The 14,685-nt window shown below is 70.2% G+C and carries 15 protein-coding genes; 8 read left to right on the top strand and 7 right to left on the bottom strand.

What is annotated here, in order from left to right; translation table 11 throughout:
- Nucleotides 1-268 precede the first annotated feature (268 nt).
- The 4 genes from DEJ17_RS09430 (at nucleotide 269) to DEJ17_RS09415 (ending at nucleotide 3,560) form a co-directional block, all read left to right on the top strand.
- Complete coding sequence (locus DEJ17_RS09430) at nucleotides 269-553, top strand: hypothetical protein (protein WP_110893295.1); 285 nt, start codon at nucleotides 269-271, stop codon at nucleotides 551-553.
- The gene (locus DEJ17_RS09425; protein WP_110893293.1) at nucleotides 553-2,310 is read left to right on the top strand and encodes a hypothetical protein; all 1,758 of its coding nucleotides are present in this window, start codon (nucleotides 553-555) and stop codon (nucleotides 2,308-2,310) included. Before DEJ17_RS09430 ends, DEJ17_RS09425 begins: the two co-directional genes overlap by 1 nt.
- A complete protein-coding gene (locus DEJ17_RS09420; RefSeq protein WP_146239679.1) occupies nucleotides 2,307-2,816 on the top strand; it encodes a hypothetical protein in 510 nt (169 codons plus the stop codon). The genes DEJ17_RS09425 and DEJ17_RS09420 overlap by 4 nt, the downstream gene beginning before the upstream one ends.
- Nucleotides 2,817-3,140: 324 nt before the next feature.
- Nucleotides 3,141-3,560 (top strand): hypothetical protein, encoded by a 420-nt coding sequence (locus tag DEJ17_RS09415; protein WP_146239678.1) that lies wholly within the window; start codon nucleotides 3,141-3,143, stop codon nucleotides 3,558-3,560.
- A gap of 257 nt (nucleotides 3,561-3,817) precedes the next feature.
- On the opposite strand, the gene DEJ17_RS09410 is transcribed toward DEJ17_RS09415, so the two are convergent.
- From DEJ17_RS09410 to DEJ17_RS09395, 4 genes are all read right to left on the bottom strand, one after another.
- Complete coding sequence (locus DEJ17_RS09410; protein WP_110859381.1) at nucleotides 3,818-4,027, bottom strand: cold-shock protein; 210 nt, start codon at nucleotides 4,025-4,027, stop codon at nucleotides 3,818-3,820.
- A gap of 16 nt (nucleotides 4,028-4,043) precedes the next feature.
- Nucleotides 4,044-5,153, bottom strand: coding sequence for an acyl-CoA desaturase (locus DEJ17_RS09405; RefSeq protein WP_110893286.1), 1,110 nt, complete (start codon nucleotides 5,151-5,153; stop codon nucleotides 4,044-4,046).
- 134 nt (nucleotides 5,154-5,287) lie between these two features.
- Nucleotides 5,288-6,331: an AraC family transcriptional regulator gene (locus tag DEJ17_RS09400; RefSeq protein WP_110893284.1), complete on the bottom strand. Its 1,044-nt coding sequence runs from the start codon at nucleotides 6,329-6,331 to the stop codon at nucleotides 5,288-5,290.
- A complete protein-coding gene (locus tag DEJ17_RS09395) occupies nucleotides 6,325-6,663 on the bottom strand; it encodes a hypothetical protein (protein WP_146239677.1) in 339 nt (112 codons plus the stop codon). Before DEJ17_RS09395 ends, DEJ17_RS09400 begins: the two co-directional genes overlap by 7 nt.
- 192 nt (nucleotides 6,664-6,855) lie before the next feature.
- Here DEJ17_RS09395 and DEJ17_RS09390 point away from each other — a divergent pair, with 192 nt between their 5' ends.
- The 4 genes from DEJ17_RS09390 (at nucleotide 6,856) to DEJ17_RS09375 (ending at nucleotide 10,196) form a co-directional block, all read left to right on the top strand.
- Nucleotides 6,856-7,644, top strand: coding sequence for a helix-turn-helix transcriptional regulator (locus DEJ17_RS09390; RefSeq protein ID WP_110893281.1), 789 nt, complete (start codon nucleotides 6,856-6,858; stop codon nucleotides 7,642-7,644).
- Nucleotides 7,637-8,350, top strand: coding sequence for a GAF and ANTAR domain-containing protein (locus DEJ17_RS09385; RefSeq protein WP_110893279.1), 714 nt, complete (start codon nucleotides 7,637-7,639; stop codon nucleotides 8,348-8,350). Before DEJ17_RS09390 ends, DEJ17_RS09385 begins: the two co-directional genes overlap by 8 nt.
- Nucleotides 8,347-9,060 (top strand): GAF and ANTAR domain-containing protein, encoded by a 714-nt coding sequence (locus tag DEJ17_RS09380; protein WP_110893276.1) that lies wholly within the window; start codon nucleotides 8,347-8,349, stop codon nucleotides 9,058-9,060. Before DEJ17_RS09385 ends, DEJ17_RS09380 begins: the two co-directional genes overlap by 4 nt.
- 89 nt (nucleotides 9,061-9,149) lie before the next feature.
- On the top strand, nucleotides 9,150-10,196 hold the full coding sequence (locus DEJ17_RS09375) for a LacI family DNA-binding transcriptional regulator (protein ID WP_110893274.1): 1,047 nt from the start codon (nucleotides 9,150-9,152) through the stop codon (nucleotides 10,194-10,196).
- Between the two features lie 123 nt (nucleotides 10,197-10,319).
- Here DEJ17_RS09375 and DEJ17_RS09370 read toward each other — a convergent pair whose 3' ends face one another.
- The 3 genes from DEJ17_RS09370 to DEJ17_RS09360 are packed head-to-tail and all read right to left on the bottom strand — an operon-like array spanning nucleotide 10,320 to nucleotide 14,681.
- Nucleotides 10,320-12,791 (bottom strand): TIM-barrel domain-containing protein, encoded by a 2,472-nt coding sequence (locus DEJ17_RS09370; RefSeq protein WP_110893272.1) that lies wholly within the window; start codon nucleotides 12,789-12,791, stop codon nucleotides 10,320-10,322.
- A gap of 10 nt (nucleotides 12,792-12,801) precedes the next feature.
- Nucleotides 12,802-13,713, bottom strand: a complete 912-nt coding sequence (locus DEJ17_RS09365; protein WP_110893270.1) for a carbohydrate ABC transporter permease — start codon at nucleotides 13,711-13,713, stop codon at nucleotides 12,802-12,804.
- Nucleotides 13,710-14,681 carry a carbohydrate ABC transporter permease gene (locus DEJ17_RS09360; protein WP_110893268.1) on the bottom strand — a complete coding sequence of 324 codons (972 nt, stop codon included), beginning with the start codon at nucleotides 14,679-14,681 and terminating at the stop codon, nucleotides 13,710-13,712. The genes DEJ17_RS09365 and DEJ17_RS09360 overlap by 4 nt, the downstream gene beginning before the upstream one ends.
- Between the last annotated feature and the right edge of the window lie 4 nt (nucleotides 14,682-14,685).

Here is a 14,685-nt window from a genome sequence, read left to right as displayed (position 1 = left end):
ACGCCGTCAAGCGCGGCCTCCTCGTCGGCACCGCCACCATCACCGCACAGATCAAGTAACACCCCGCACCACCACAGTCGGCCCGGACCACGCAGCAGCGCGGCCCGGGCCGACTCGCGTCGGTTGCGGTGGACGTGAGGAACGACGGACCGGAGGCGCGGTGCCAGACCGCACCGCGCCTCCCGTCCGTCTCGTCGGCGCTTCCACGGCCCGACCGCGTGCGGGAGGACGCTGCTAGGGTCGTGGCAGGCCACGGGAGGGGTGACCGATGGGGGATCTGCAGGTCGTCGAGACGACGCTCGATGCGCTGACGAACGCCTTGATGCCGGTACCGCAGGCGGTCCGGCTCGACCGGGCCTTCAGCGACCCGCGAGAGGACGCACTCGGGTCTGCCGAGGTCGCAGACGCGCTGGGGACGGCGGGCACCGCCATCACCGACCGCGCTGAGGTCCTCGCGCAGTCGCTCAGCGCCATCGCGCAGTACCCGCGCGAGGTGGCAACCAAGATCTCCGCGGTCGAGGATGACCTCGCGGGCCAGTCTGGCGGTCGCTGATGTCCTGGACGACCACCGACCCCGGAGCTGGCGACACCGCGGCCGTCGCGGCGCTGGCGACTGCGCGACGCACCAAAGCTGATGGCCTGCAGGACGTCGAGCGGGCCCTGCGTGACATCGCGAGCGACGGCCAGAGCGCCGACTGGAAGGGACGCGCGAAGGAACCGTTCCTGTCGAACATCGGCGACTTCGGCGCGGACACGATGAAGCTCCGGACTGCGCTCGTCGAGCAGGCGTCCGCTCTGGAGCGGTACGCGATGGACCTCGAGGCGGTGCAGCAGGAGCAACAGCGGCTCGAGAACGCCCGGGCTGCGGCCGCAGCGACTCTCGCGTCCGCCCAGACTGCATCCGAGACGGCTCGCGACGAAGCACGCTCGGCTGCGAAGGACGCCGCCACGACACCGGAGGCGGGCGCTGCACTGCAGTCCACCGCGAACCGGGCCGACGACCAGCTGTCCCACGCAGTCGCGGCGACCCGGTCCCTCGACATGGAGTGGGACGCGCTCGTCGAGCAGCGTCGTGCGGCCGACCGGCGTTGCATCGACGCGCTCTCGGCCCGCCTGGCGAACGGACTCCCCCAGAAGCTGAGTGGGTCCGACATCGCGAGTGCGACCCCGTTGACGCTGCTCGCCCTGCTCCAGGGCATGAGCGCCGACGAGGCAGCAGCGTTCGTGAAGGCCCACCCCGAAGTCGTCGAGACCATCCAGCAGGCCGACCCCGGCGCGGTGCGCGCGTGGTGGCAGTCGCTCGGGAGCGGCGACGACGCAACCCTGTCCCCCGAGCAGCAAGCGCTCATCGCGGCAGTGCCGTCGGTGCTCGGCGGATTGAACGGCCTCCCGCCCGCGGCGCGCGTCGCGGCGAACAAGAACCTCGCGGGGACCCGCCTCTCGGCCGTCCAGTCTCGACTCCAGACGCTCCGGCTGGCGCTGGCCTGGTCAGAGGCACTCTCGGGTCGGACCGACAAGTCGACCAAGGACGAGATCGACCGGCTGGCGCTCGAGGAGAAGTACCTGCTCCGCGTCACGGCCGAGCCGCCGAAGACCCAGCTGTACCTGTACGACCCGGAGGACCATCGGATCATCGAGATGATCGGCACGCCGTCGCCGGACACGGAGCACGTGATCACGTACGTGCCGGGGACCTTCAGCAATGTCGAGTCCTTCTACAACGGCAGCGTGCAACAGGTGCCCGAATACCTCCAGGGGTACTCCCCCGACGACACGGTCGTCTTCGTCGCGAAGGACGGCGTCTTCCCTGGCGAGGAGACCGCGGGCCCCGCTGGGGTCGCGGAAGCCAACGACCCCGACTTCGCTCTCGCTCCCGCAGAACGACTCCGGCAGTTGTCGGCCGGGCTCGACGTGGACCCCAACCTGACGGACGCGCAGACGACGGCCATCGGGCACAGCTGGGGCCTGGCGAACATCGCAACCTCTGAGACCCTCGGCACGCAGTACGACCAGGTCGCGTCGCTTTCCGGAGCCGGGATGCCTGAGACGTGGCAGCCCGACCCACTGACCACCTACACGGACTACTCCTACGTCGACATCCTGCAGGTCGGCCAAGCGACGGGCGGGGTGTGGGACGGGAACAATCCTCGCCGGAACCCTGCGTTCGGCCACGGCGAGTACTACGGGCCACCGCCCGAGGACGTGAACCCGTACGATTTCGGGAACCTCATGGACCAGCACAACAAGATTGCTCGGATCGAAGGAAACCAGGACGTCCTCGACGACCTCGTGGAGGAGATCTTCCCGTGACCAGACACCCGGCCATATCATCCGCCATCGGGGCGATCATCGCCCTTGCACTGACCGCATGCGCTGGAGGACAACCCATGACGGCAACACCGACGACCTCATCGGATTCCGATCAAGCGGAGGCCCGCGCTGCGGCCGAGGAGCGCACGGGTGCGGTGCAACGAAAGATCGCCGAAACGTTCGACTCCGAAAAGGTCTCGTCTGATACGAGTCGGAAGTGGGTACTGCTCGCATGTTCTGACTCAGAGGTGCAGTCTGCCGGCGGCGTCACCCTGCGGCTGACGGAGTCAGAAGCAGTGGATCCCGCGTACGGGAAGATACGGTCCGAGTTCTCAACGGACCCCTCGTTCACTGCTGAGACGGACCGGACCGGCAAAGGCCTCGAACGGCTCGCGCTCAGCCGCGGCACGGGCGAGCGATACCTGATCACTGTCGACAACGAGTCGCTGACCGTCCGGATCGCCTCGTTCTCGCCCTGCTATCCGGGCTCCTTGTCCGACCGTTGAGCACACCGATGCGCTGGAGGACCGTGGTGCCGGGACCGCAGGTCTTGACGAGGCCTGTGTCGATCTGAGCAAGTGAACGCTCAGCTCGTTCCGGGTTGAGCGGCACCTCACGGGGTCCGAGGGGCGTGAGCTGTCGCTGGTCGCAGAACCAGGCCCCAAGACCATGGACGAGACGGACAAGGTCGCACGCATCGAGGGCAATCATGCCGTCCTCGACCAATTCGCCGAGGAGATCTTCGAGTGACCACCCGCTCCGCTTGGTTCGTCGCGGGTCTCGTGACGACGTTCGCACTGTTCATCACTGCCTGCGCTGGAGGACCATCGATGAAGGAACAACCCGAGCCGGGCGCAACCGCCTCGGTGTCCCGGACAACTGCTGAACGACGCACGACGGAGGTCCAGGACCGGATGATCGGTGCGATCCCTGACGACGCGGTCGCCAGCAGCCGCACGATCGAACGGACGCTGCTGGCCTGCTCGGACACCGCTGTCTCGGCAGCGGGCGGCGCCGCCATCACCCTGGCGCGCCCAGTGGACGTCGATGAGACCTACGACGCGATCACCGCCGCTGTGCGGGACGACGGGTACACGGCCGCCACTGACATGACCGACGAGGGCGCGAAGCGACTGACGCTCATCGGGACGAACGACGACCAGTACCTCATCACGATCTACAACGACACCAAGAAGGTCCGGTTGTCGTCGTTCTCGCAGTGTTTCCCGGGTTCGTTGAACGACGACTGAGTGAACGCCCGCCTCGTTCCAGGTGGTGTGCGGGGCCGGGGCTCCTCCCGATTCGGGAACCTCATGGACCAGCACAACGGCCGTGGTGCCGGTCGGGTGCGCCCTGCCGAGACTCAGCTCCGCGGACAGGTTGCGGATGCCGGGACCCGCGGTCTGTCCGGCAGGGCGAGACTCGGCCTGCCGTGGCCACGCCGCGCAACGAGCAACGAGCAACGCCCCGACCGGATCGGTCGGGGCGTTGCTCGTGGTGGTGCCGATCAGCGGATGATCGAGATGTTGTCCGCCTGCGGGCCCTTCTTGCCTGGCCCGATCTCGTACTGCACGTGGTCGTCCTGCGCGAGCGGCCTGGAGCCGGTCGCCGCGACGATGCTGGAGAAGTGCGCGAACAGGTCCTGGGACCCGTCATCAGGGTGGATGAAGCCGTACCCCTTGCTGTGGTCGAACCACTTGACGGTGCCCGTGGGCATGGCGGTCAGCACGGTGTCAGTGGATGCGCAGCTGCGCGACCATCGGGCACGCGAAGGGGTCGCGGGCGGCGAGGCCGACGCGGTTGAGGTACCGGACGACGATGCCGTAGGACCGCAGCAGCGTGGTCTCGGTGTAGGGCACGTCGAGGGTGTCGCAGTGGTCACGGACGAGCAGGCGGGCCTGCTTCAGTGCCGGGCGCGGCATCGACGGGAACAGGTGGTGCTCGACCTGGTAGTTCAGGCCGCCCATCAGGAACGACACCCACCAGCCGCCACGGATGTTGCGCGAGGTACGCACCTGGCGGGAGAAGAAGTCGACCTTCGCGTCGTGCGCGATGGTCGGCATGCCCTTGTGGTTCGGGGCGAACGAGGCGCCCATCATCACGCCGAACACGGCGAGCTGCACACCGAGGAACGCGCACGCCATGCCGAACGGCAGGAACCAGAACACGACCGTCAGGTAGATCGCGAAACGCGCCACGAGCAGGGCGCCCTCGATGAGGCGGTGCTTCTTGTCGGCCTTGGTGCCGTTGCCGGTGACGATCGACATCACTGCGTAGCGGTGCAGGTTCAGGCCCTCGAGCGTCAGGAGGGGGAAGAACAGCCACCCCTGGAAGCGCATGAAGGTCTTCATCGCGCCACCCTTGACGGCGGCGGCGTCCTCCGGCAGGAACCGGATGCCGTCGGGGGCGATGTCCGGGTCCTTGCCGACGGTGTTCGGGTTGCCGTGGTGGCGGGTGTGCTTGTTCATCCACCACGAGTAGCTGAGCCCCACGAGGAACGTGCCGAGCCAGCGGCCCGCGCGGTCGTTCCACTTCTGGGACTCGAACACCTGACGGTGCGCGGCCTCGTGCGACAGGAACGCGAACTGCGTGAACAGCACGCCCAGCGCGCCGGCCACGATCAGCTGGAACCACGAGTCACCGAGGAACGCGAACGCGACCCAGGCGAGGGCGAGGCTGCCGACGAGTGCGCCGAACAGTGCCCAGTAGAAACCGGTACGACGGCGGAGCAGGCCGTTCTCCTTCACCTGCGCCAGCAGCGCGGAGTAGGTCGAGGTGCCCTTGCGGGCACCCGTAGCGGGACGAGTGCGGGTGTAACCCTGAGCGAGCGGAGTGGTGGTCATGTGGACCGCCTTCCGGTACGGATCGGTCCTTCAACCGGTTCGAGGGAGTTCACGCGAGTGCGCTTGTGGCGACCCTAGGGGCCGAACTTGCGTGTTCACCGTGGTGTCCGGAACACGTTGCGCGACACACCGGTTCAGCCCGCGTGGCGCTCCGGACCGTCCGCGCACGACCCGGACGATGCGCGCAACGTCTGCCCCGGGTACTCCCCGAACCGCCGGAAGTACGTGCCCGAGAAGCGCCCCAGGTGTCGGAAGCCCCAGGCCATCGCCGCTTCGCTCACACTCGTCTCCTGTCGGCTGCTGGACTCCAACGCCGCGTGCACCCGGTCGAGCCGCATCCGCAGCAGGAACGTCATCGGCGAGACGCCGTGCTCCCGCATGAACGCCGTCTGCAGGGTCCGGGGACTCACACCCACGGCGTCGCAGATGTCAGCGAGGCACAACGTCCGATCACAGTGTCCGTCCAGGTAGGCCTCGGCGAGTTCGACCGTCGACGGCGAGACCGTGCGACGGAGGACCACCGGCGTCCGCGCACCGAACGCGCCGAGCACTGCCTCGACCAGTGCGACCTGCGCACCGTTCCGGGCACCGGAGCTGAAGCCGTCCCGCGTCGCGGTGACCGCCACCTGCTCGACGCACCGGCGCAGGTGTTCGAGGGCCCCCGCGGAGGGCTCGGCACCCCGGGTCGGCAGTTCGGGCGCTGCTGCTCCCAGCGACGAACACACCTGGTCGAGGAGCGACCGGTCGATGCTCACCAGCTGCAGTGTCCCCTTCGGAACACGGACGGAGAACTCCCCGGACGTCGGCATCAGGACGGGCGTGCCGGGCCTGGTCTCGAGGACGACCCCGCCCTCGACGGCGACGCGGACACCACCGGTGCTCGACCACCCGACGACGATGCGGTCGATCGGCTCGAACACCCCGGCGAAGCCGGAGGTGGCCGAACCCGTGACGAGGCTCACGCAGCCGTCCCGGCGGGTCCGGTAGCGGAACCGGAACGGCAGCCGGAAGGCGTCGTCCTCGAGGTCGAAGCGCACGTCGCGGCCCTGCCCGGCCTGGGCGAGCACGCGTGCGGCGAAGGTCCGGTCGGTGCCGGAGCGTTCGGTGCGACGTCGCTGAGCGTCGATCCGCGCGGTGACGGTCCGGGCCGCGTCGGTCCCGTGGACCGCGGTCAGCACGGTGCCTCGTCGAGGTGCTGTCCGCAGCGGTGCTCGAACCAAGCGCGAGCGTCCTGCAGGGTGGCCCGTCGGTCGTGCTCGTGCAGCGCCGCCATGAGCGTGCAGTCGAAGCCGTCGACCGTGCGCTCGATGAAGCCGAGGAGCATGTCCGGGTCGCCCCACGCGGCCGCGGCGTCGACGACCCGCCAGCACCCGGAGTCGACCGGCTGCACCCGGATGTCGGTCGGGTCCGTGGCGGCGAGCGCCCGGATCCGATCGGTGTGGATGACCTGCTGCCAGACGACGGCGTCGGTCATCCTGGTCGTGGTCGTGGAGCCCTGTCGGTGTCCCATCGCGCCTCCCTGTCGGTTCGATGTGGCGCACCGCCAGAACAGCGGCACACGAGACACTTTCAGTATCAACAGGACACTTCCCGCAATGTCAGGGGTTGACTTCGGGCCGAACAGGGTGGATCATCCACGGCCTCGATCGGCCTCGATCGGGTCCTGGGAGCGCACCATCGACGGTTCCCGTACGGTCGGCTCATGACCGACGGGAGCAGTGCGACCCAGGACGTCCCGCCCCGGCTCTCCCGTGCGGTACGCGACGCCCTCCGGTTCGTCCACGAGCACGCGTCGACCCACATCACGGTCACGGACGTCGCCGCGGCCGTGCAGTTGTCGCCGCGGAGCCTGCAGAAACGGTTCCAGGCCGAGATCGGGCAGACCCCGGGGACCTTCCTCCGGGCGGTCCGACTCGAGGGGGTGCGGCGAGATCTGCAGGCGGCTTCCGGCGCACCGGACCGGCAGACCATCGCCGAGATCGCCGAGCGATGGCAGTTCAGCAACGCGGGGCGGATGGCCGCGGCCTTCCGTGCGGCCTACGGGATCGCGCCCTCGTCGGCGTTGCGCTCCTTCGTTCCGGAGGAGGACGAGGACGGCGCACCGAGCCTGTCGGACCGGAACCAGCGGCGCTTCCGCCTGGTGCTCGATTGCGAGGTCGACGTCGACGACCCGAAGGCCGTGCTCACCGGGGCCCTGCAGCGAGCGGGGTCCGGCCCGTGGCGCGACTACCGGCCCGACGGCGGGAGCGAGGACCTGATGGCGTTCCTGCTCGGCAACGCGGTGCGGGCGGTCGTGCGTGAGACGTCCGGCGTGAGCTTGGTCGCCCTGGACGCGATGCTCCGTGTGCAGGACGAGCAGGGGTCGTACCCGCCGGTCGAACTGCCGGCTTGGCGCGCAGGACCGCCGTCCAGCGCGCCTGCGCCGTCCGGATCGTCCGGAACGGGACAGCGCGTAGGATCGGATCACGGCAGGGAAGGCGACCATGGATGACGCATTCGAGCGTGCACTCCGTGCGCTCCGGTCGGCGGACATCGCCGACGACGAACTCAGTCGGCCGTTTGCACTCGCGCTGCCGATGGGCGGCGTCTCGATCTCGACGTTCGGTGAACTCTGCCCCAGCGAGACCGTCTCGGCGACGGACCAGGTCGCCGCCCGCGTCGACGAGATCCAGTTCGACCTGTCCGAGGGACCGTGCTGGACCGCCCTGTCGAAGGACGTCCCGGTCCTGGAGACCGACGTCGTCCGTCATCCGAACGCCGAGTGGCCTGCTTTCAACGAGGCCGTCCGGAGCGAACCGGTCGGTGCGGTCTTCGCGTTCCCGGTCGCGTTCGGCCCGTTCCCGCTCGGCGCGGTCGACGTGTACGTGCCGCGGCCCGCCACGATCGAGGACCACACGGTGCGGCAGGCCATGACCCTCGCCTCCGCCGTCAGCCGCCGGGTCCTCCGCAGGGCCCTCCGCTCGATCGCGGACGAGGACGACGCCCTGCTCGACCGGAGTCCCACGTCGCGTCGCGTGGTGCACCAGGCCACCGGGGTCGTGCTCGCGCAGCTCGACATCAGCCCCGAGGACGCCTACCTGCTGCTGCAGGGCCACGCGTTCGCCCGTCGGAGGACGATGCGGCGGGTGGCGGAGCAGATTCTGGACGGCACGGTCCGGTTCGAGAAACGAGGCGACCTGATCGAGGAGGTCCAGTGACGACGGCAGGCAGAGAAGCACAGATCCTCGAGACGTTCACATCGCTCGCCGACACCCTGGTGGACGCGTACGACGTCGTGGAGCTCCTGCAGACCCTGGTCGAGACCTGCGCCGACGTGCTCGGCATCGACGCCGCGGGCATCCTGCTGGCGAACGACGACCAGGAGCTCGAGGTCGTGGCGTCGACGTCCGAGGCCACCCGGCTCGTCGAGGTCCTGCAGCTCGACGCCGAGGCCGGCCCCTGCATGACCTCGTTCGCGACCGGACGGGCCGTGACGTGCCCGGACATCGAGGCGGCACCGGCGGAGTGGGCGATGTTCCGCACGGGTGCGCTCGCGCTCGGGTTCCGGTCGGTGCACGCCGTCCCGCTGCGGCTGGGGAGCAACGTCATCGGCACACTCAACCTGTTCGGTGTCCGCCCCGGTTCCCTCGGGGAGTCGGACCTGCGCGTCGCCCGGGCCCTGGCCGACGTGGCGACGATCGGCATCCTGCACGAGCGTTCCCTGCGCGAGCACGAGGTCGTCCGCGCACAGTTGCAGCGCACCATCGGATCACGCGAGGTCATCGAGCAGGCCAAGGGTGTCGTGTCGTACCTGCGGGGCGTCTCGATCGAGGACGCCTTCGCCGTGATCCGCGGGTACGCGCTCGAGCACCACGAAGCGCTCTCCGAGGTCGCCCGCGCGATCGTGCAGCGCCGGCTCGTCCCCTGACGACCACGACCGAGCAACCGCGAGCACGACCGAGCACGGCCCGGCCGGTCCGCCGGGTCCGGTGACGCTCCGCCCGCTACGGTGAGCGGATGGGCAAGGTCACGCTGCAGGACGTCGCCGCGCACGCCGGCGTCTCGATGAAGACGGTGTCCAACGTCGTCCGCGGCTACCAGCACGTCAGCGACCCCATGCGCAGCCGGGTACAGGCCGCGATCGACGAGCTCGGCTACCGGCCGAACGTGTCGGGCCGGTCACTCGCGACCGGGCGGTCGAACATGCTCGCCTTCGCGTTCCCCGACCTGCGTCGCCCCTACTTCGCCGAGCTCGCTCACGTCTTCTCGCGGGTCTGCGCCGACCGCGGCTACCAGCTCCTGCTCGAGGAGACCGCCGGCGACCCGGACGGCGAGCGCTCCGCGGTGCGTGGGCGCGAGGCCGGAGTGGTCGACGGGGTCGTGATCCACCCCCAGGTGCTCACGCCCGAGACGATCGACCGGATCCGCGGGGACACCGCCGTGGTGTTCCTCGGCGAGGACGTCCGGCCGCCGCACGCCGACCAGGTCGTCATCGACAACGCCGGCGCTGCCGACGAGGCCGTCGCGCACCTCGTCGCGCTCGGTCGTCGGCGCATCGGGTTCTTCGGGCACGAGACCGGGCCGTCCTCGCGCACGTCCGGCCTGCGCCTGGACGGCTACCGCGCCGGACTCGTCGCCGCGGGCCTGCCACTCGACGACGCACTGCTGGTGCCCCGCGAGGTCGGCGACGCCGCCGGTGCCGAGGTCGCCTTCGGTGCCGCGCTCGACGCCGGCCTGCAGGTCGACGGGCTGCTCTGCCGCGACGACCTGGCGGCGCTCGGGGCGCTCCGCGCGATGCGCCTGCGCGGCCTGGACGCACCCCGCGACGTCGCGGTCGTCGGCTGGGACGCCGTCGGCCTCGGGTCGAGCCTGGTGCCGAGCCTGACCTCCGTCGCACCCGACACGGTCGCCATCGCCGGCACCGCGCTCGACCTGCTGGTCGAGCGGATGGACGGCTCCGAGGTGCCCGGTCGGCTCGTCACGGTCGGCCACCGCCTGCTCGTCGGCGAGAGCGCGCCGTACGCGGACGGCACGTCCGACCGGGCGGCGCACCAGGGCGCCTGACGACGGACAGGAGGCCCGGCGCGCGCCCGGCCACGAGCCTCCAGTCCGCAGTGTGGCCGGTCCCAGGGCACGTGTCGGGCCCGGCCACGGGCCTCCAGCCCGCACCTCCCACGTCACCTGCCGTCAGCGGCCTGCTGGAGTCGACTCCCCCGGGTGCACGCTGGCGAGCAGCTCGACGACGACGTCCCGCAGGGCGTCCGGCAGGCCCACCGTGCCGAGCTCGACGATGCGGTCCGCACGCGGCAGGTCCTTCGCCACGACCTCCCACGCCTCGAGCTTCTCCGGATTGCCGGCCTGCGCGCCCTCGAGGACCCGCCGGACGGCGTCCCGCGCGTCGACACCGACGACCGGTGCGCCGACCAGCGTGACCGAGCCACCCGACGCGGAGTCGACCGACAGGTCGACCGAGAACCGGTCGGCCGAACGCGCCGACGGCTCCTGGCCGTCGGCAGGTGCGGCGAGGAACGTGATCCGCCACTCGCGGTGGGCGGGGACGACGTCGAGGGCTCCGGTGGTGGCGTGCACCCGGAACTCGGCGTGCTCGGGGTCCCAGCTGAGACGTGTCCGGGCGGTGCGGCTGCCCTCGCCCTCGTGGTCCTCGACCAGGGTGAAGGCACCCGGGGCACCCGGGGCGACGAGGACCTCGAACGCCGTCGGGTTGACGGTGGCGTCGAGCTGGTCGGCCGCGGCGAGCGGCAGGATCCCGCCGGCGCGCAGCAGGACCGGCACCGTGTCGAGCGTGCGGTGCAGGTCGACGAACCGGTCGCCCGCGTACACCGTGCCGGTGAAGACGTCGGTCCAGGTGCCCGGCGGCAACCAGGCCCGGGCGACCCCGTGCCGGCTGACCGGGTCGCGGGGTGCGACGATCGGGGCGACGAGCAGCTCCGAGCCGAACGCGTAGGTGTTCGGCACCCGGTACGCCTCGTCGCGGCGCGGCTCCAGGTGGTAGAGCGGCCGGACCAGCGCGGTTCCCTCGGCGGTGCCGTGGTTCATCGTGTGCAGGTACGGCACCAGGCGGTGGCGGAAGCGGAGCGCCTCGCCCATCGCGGCGCGCGCCTCGGCCGGGAACACCCACGGCTCCTTGCGGATGAACGGGTTGTTCGCCGAGTGCAGACGCATGATCGGCGAGAACACCCCGAACTGCACCCAGCGGGTGGCGAGCTCGTCGTCGCGGACGCCGCGGGTGTGGCCGCCGATGTCGTGGCTCCACCAGGGGTAGCCGATGTTCGCGGCGGTGGCGGTGAACTCGGGCTGGAACGCCAGGGACGCCCACGACACGACGGCATCGCCGGAGAACCCGACGGCGTAGCGGTGGCTGCCGGGGCCGGCGTAGCGCGAGAAGGTCATGCCGTCGACCGGGGCTGCAGCTTCGTCTGCGTCTGCGCCTGCGCCTGACGCGGTGTGTCGCGCCGAGTCGAGCAGGTGGAAGTGGTTGAGCAGCCACAGCGGGTCGACCCCGGGCAGCCCGGTCTCGCGGCCCTGCTGCCAGTCGATCCACCAGAAGTCAACGCCCTGCTCCTCGAGCGGGCGGTGCAGCTGTTCGAAGTACGCCTGCAGGAACCGGCGGTCCGTCGGGTCGAACGGGATCGGCTGCTCGGTCTCCGGGTCGACCCCCATCGCGCGCGCCACCGCGGGGTAGGCGTCCTCGAACGCCCGCACGCCGTCGGCCGGGTGCAGGTTCAGCGTCGTGCGCATCCCCCGGCGGTGCAGTTCGGCGAGGAACGCACGCGGGTCCGGGAACAGCGACGGCTCCCACGAGTACCCCGTCCAGCCGTTGCCGAAGCGCGGCGGGACCGAGTCCACCCGGTGCCAGTCCATGTCGATGACGGCGACCGAGAACGGCAGGTGTTCGTCGGTGAAGCGGTCCAGCAGCTCGAGGTACGAGGTGTCGCTGTACGGGTGGTACCGGCTCCACCAGTTGCCGAGTGCCCACCGCGGCATCCGCGACGGCGGCCCGGAGACCGCGTGGTAGGTGCGCAGCGCGGCGTCGTAGTCGCGGCCGTACGCGAAGACCGTGACGTCGCGGCGCCCGGGGACCCGCGTGCCGATCCAGCCGTCGTCGGCGAACAGGAACGACTCGCTGTCGTCGAGCGCGGTGATGCCGTCGCGGGCCAGGATCCCCGGTTCGAGCGGCATCCGGCCGTCGACGTCGTCGAGGGTGCGGCCGGTGCCGCCGAGGTCGCGCGGCTCCTGCCCCCAGCGCCAGCGGTTGGCGTCCGGGCCGGTGGTCTCGACGACCAGGCCGCTCGGGCTGAACGGGCGGCCGTCGTAGCGCAGTCGGGCGCGGTCGGTGGTGACGACGACGCTGGCGGTGGTGCCGGTGCCGGTGCCGTCGGCGGCGGCCGTCCGCTCCACGGTGAACGCCGGCACGGGCAGGCGGCGGCGCATCGCGAAGGTCGACGCCCGGTCCTCGAACCCGCCGTCGTCGCTCCACTCGATGCGGAACGCCCCGGCGTCGAGCACGGTGATGCGCCAGTGGTCGCCGGTGACGACGGCTGCGGGGTCGGCGACCGGGTCCGAACCGGGGAACGGACGGATGGTGGGAAGGACGGCGCTGGTGGTGCCGGTGGTGCTGGTGCCGGTGGTGCTGCTCACGTGGTGCCTCTCAGCTCTTGACCGCGCCCTGCGTCACGCCGCTGATGACCCAGCGCTGCGCGAACAGGTAGACGATGATCGTGGGCGCCATCGCCATCAGGTACGAGGCGAAGGCGACGTTGTAGTTGGTGCCGAACTGACTCTGGAAGATGTTCTGCACCACGGGCAGGGTCTGCAACCCCGGATCCGCCGTGATGAGCGACGGCATCATGAAGTCGTTCCACGATGCCAGGAAGGCGAAGATGCCGACCGTCGCGTTCATCGGGCCGAGGAGCGGCAAGATGATCCGCCAGAAGATCTGCCACGTGGATGCCCCGTCGATGCGGGCGCTCTCCTCCAGCTCCACCGGGATCGACCGCAGGTACGCCGAGTAGAGCAGCACGCTGAACGACAGTTGGAACATGGCGTGCAGGATCCCGACGCCGATCGGGTTGTCGAGGCCGATCTCGGCGGTCAGCTTGATCTGCGGCAGCGCCACCACCGGGAACGGCAGGAACATCGCCGCGAGCAGGTAGACGAACGAGTAGCGGAAGAACCGCTTGTGCCAGTTCCGGACGATCGCGTACGAGGCGAACGAGCTGAGCAGCAGCGTGGCGACGACGGTGAGCGCCGCGACGCCGAGGGACACCGAGAAGGACACCGGGAACCGGGTCAGCTGCCACGCCTCGGCGAAGGAGCCCGGGTTGAACGGGAACGGCAGCGAGAGCGCGTTGCCGTCGACGGACTGCTCGGTCGTCTTGAACGCCATCGAGAGGGTCACGTACAGCGGGATGAGCACGGTCAGCGACGCGAGGCCGAGGACCACGGTCAGGGTCCAGTTCGTACCGCCCAGTCGTCGGCGGTGGCCGCGGCCGGAACCACCGGCGCCGCCGGTGGTCACGGCGCGGGTGTCGGTCGGGGGTCGTGTGTCGATGGCGGTCATGCGAGTCGCAGGTTCCTTCCGCGGGTCGCCGCGAGCTGCAGCACGGAGATGAGGACGGTGATGATGAAGAACACGGTCGCGTTCGCCATCTGGTAGGCGTAGTCGCCGCCGGTGAAGCCGCCGAAGATGGTCATCGCGACGCTGCTCGTCGCGCTGCCGGGGCCGCCGTTGGTCAGACCGACGATCACGTCGTAGGCGCCGAGGTAGCCCTTCACGCCGAGCACGGTGTTGATGACGATGAAGCCACCGAGCAGCGGGAGCGTGATCGAGCGCAGCTGCTTCCAGCCGGTCGCGCCGTCGAGCGCGCTGGCCTCGTACAGCTCCTCGGGGATGGACGTCAGACCCGCCGTGTAGATGAGGAGCGCGCCGGGCACGGTCTGCCAGGCGGACACGATCACGATCGCGAGCCAGGCGAGGTTCGGGTCGCCGAGGACGCTCTGCTCGAGCGGGCCGAAACCGACGCTCGTGGCCAGGGCCGGCACGGTGTTCGAGAACAGGAAGTTGAACACGTAGGCGACGATGATCCCGGAGATCACCATCGGGATGACGAACACCGACCGCAACCCGGCGGCGAACCGGATCTTCTTCGCCAGGGCGATCGCCAGGGACAGCGCGACGACCTGCGTGACGACGACGGTGACGGCCGCGAAGCCGAGCGTGAAGCCGTACGACGCCAGGATCGCCGGGTCGGAGACGAGCGCCTTGTAGTTCTCGATGCCGATGAAGTCCCACTGCCCGAACCCGAGGTAGTCGGTGAAGCTGTAGAAGACGCCGACGCAGGCGGGGGCGACGACGAACGCCGTGAACAGCACGAGGGCCGGCACGAGGAACAGGTAGTACATGCCCTCGGTGCGGCTGAGTGAACCGACACCGCGCGCGCCCACACGTCGGTGCGTGCGGGCGGCGTCGGTCGCCGGTCCGGAGGTCTCCGGGTCGGTGTCGCGGGAGAGCGGGGTCTGCATGGTCATGGTG

Source organism: Curtobacterium sp. MCSS17_011 (assembly GCF_003224275.1).
Classification (GTDB): domain Bacteria; phylum Actinomycetota; class Actinomycetes; order Actinomycetales; family Microbacteriaceae; genus Curtobacterium.
This window is presented reverse-complemented; position numbering and strand designations above follow the sequence as displayed.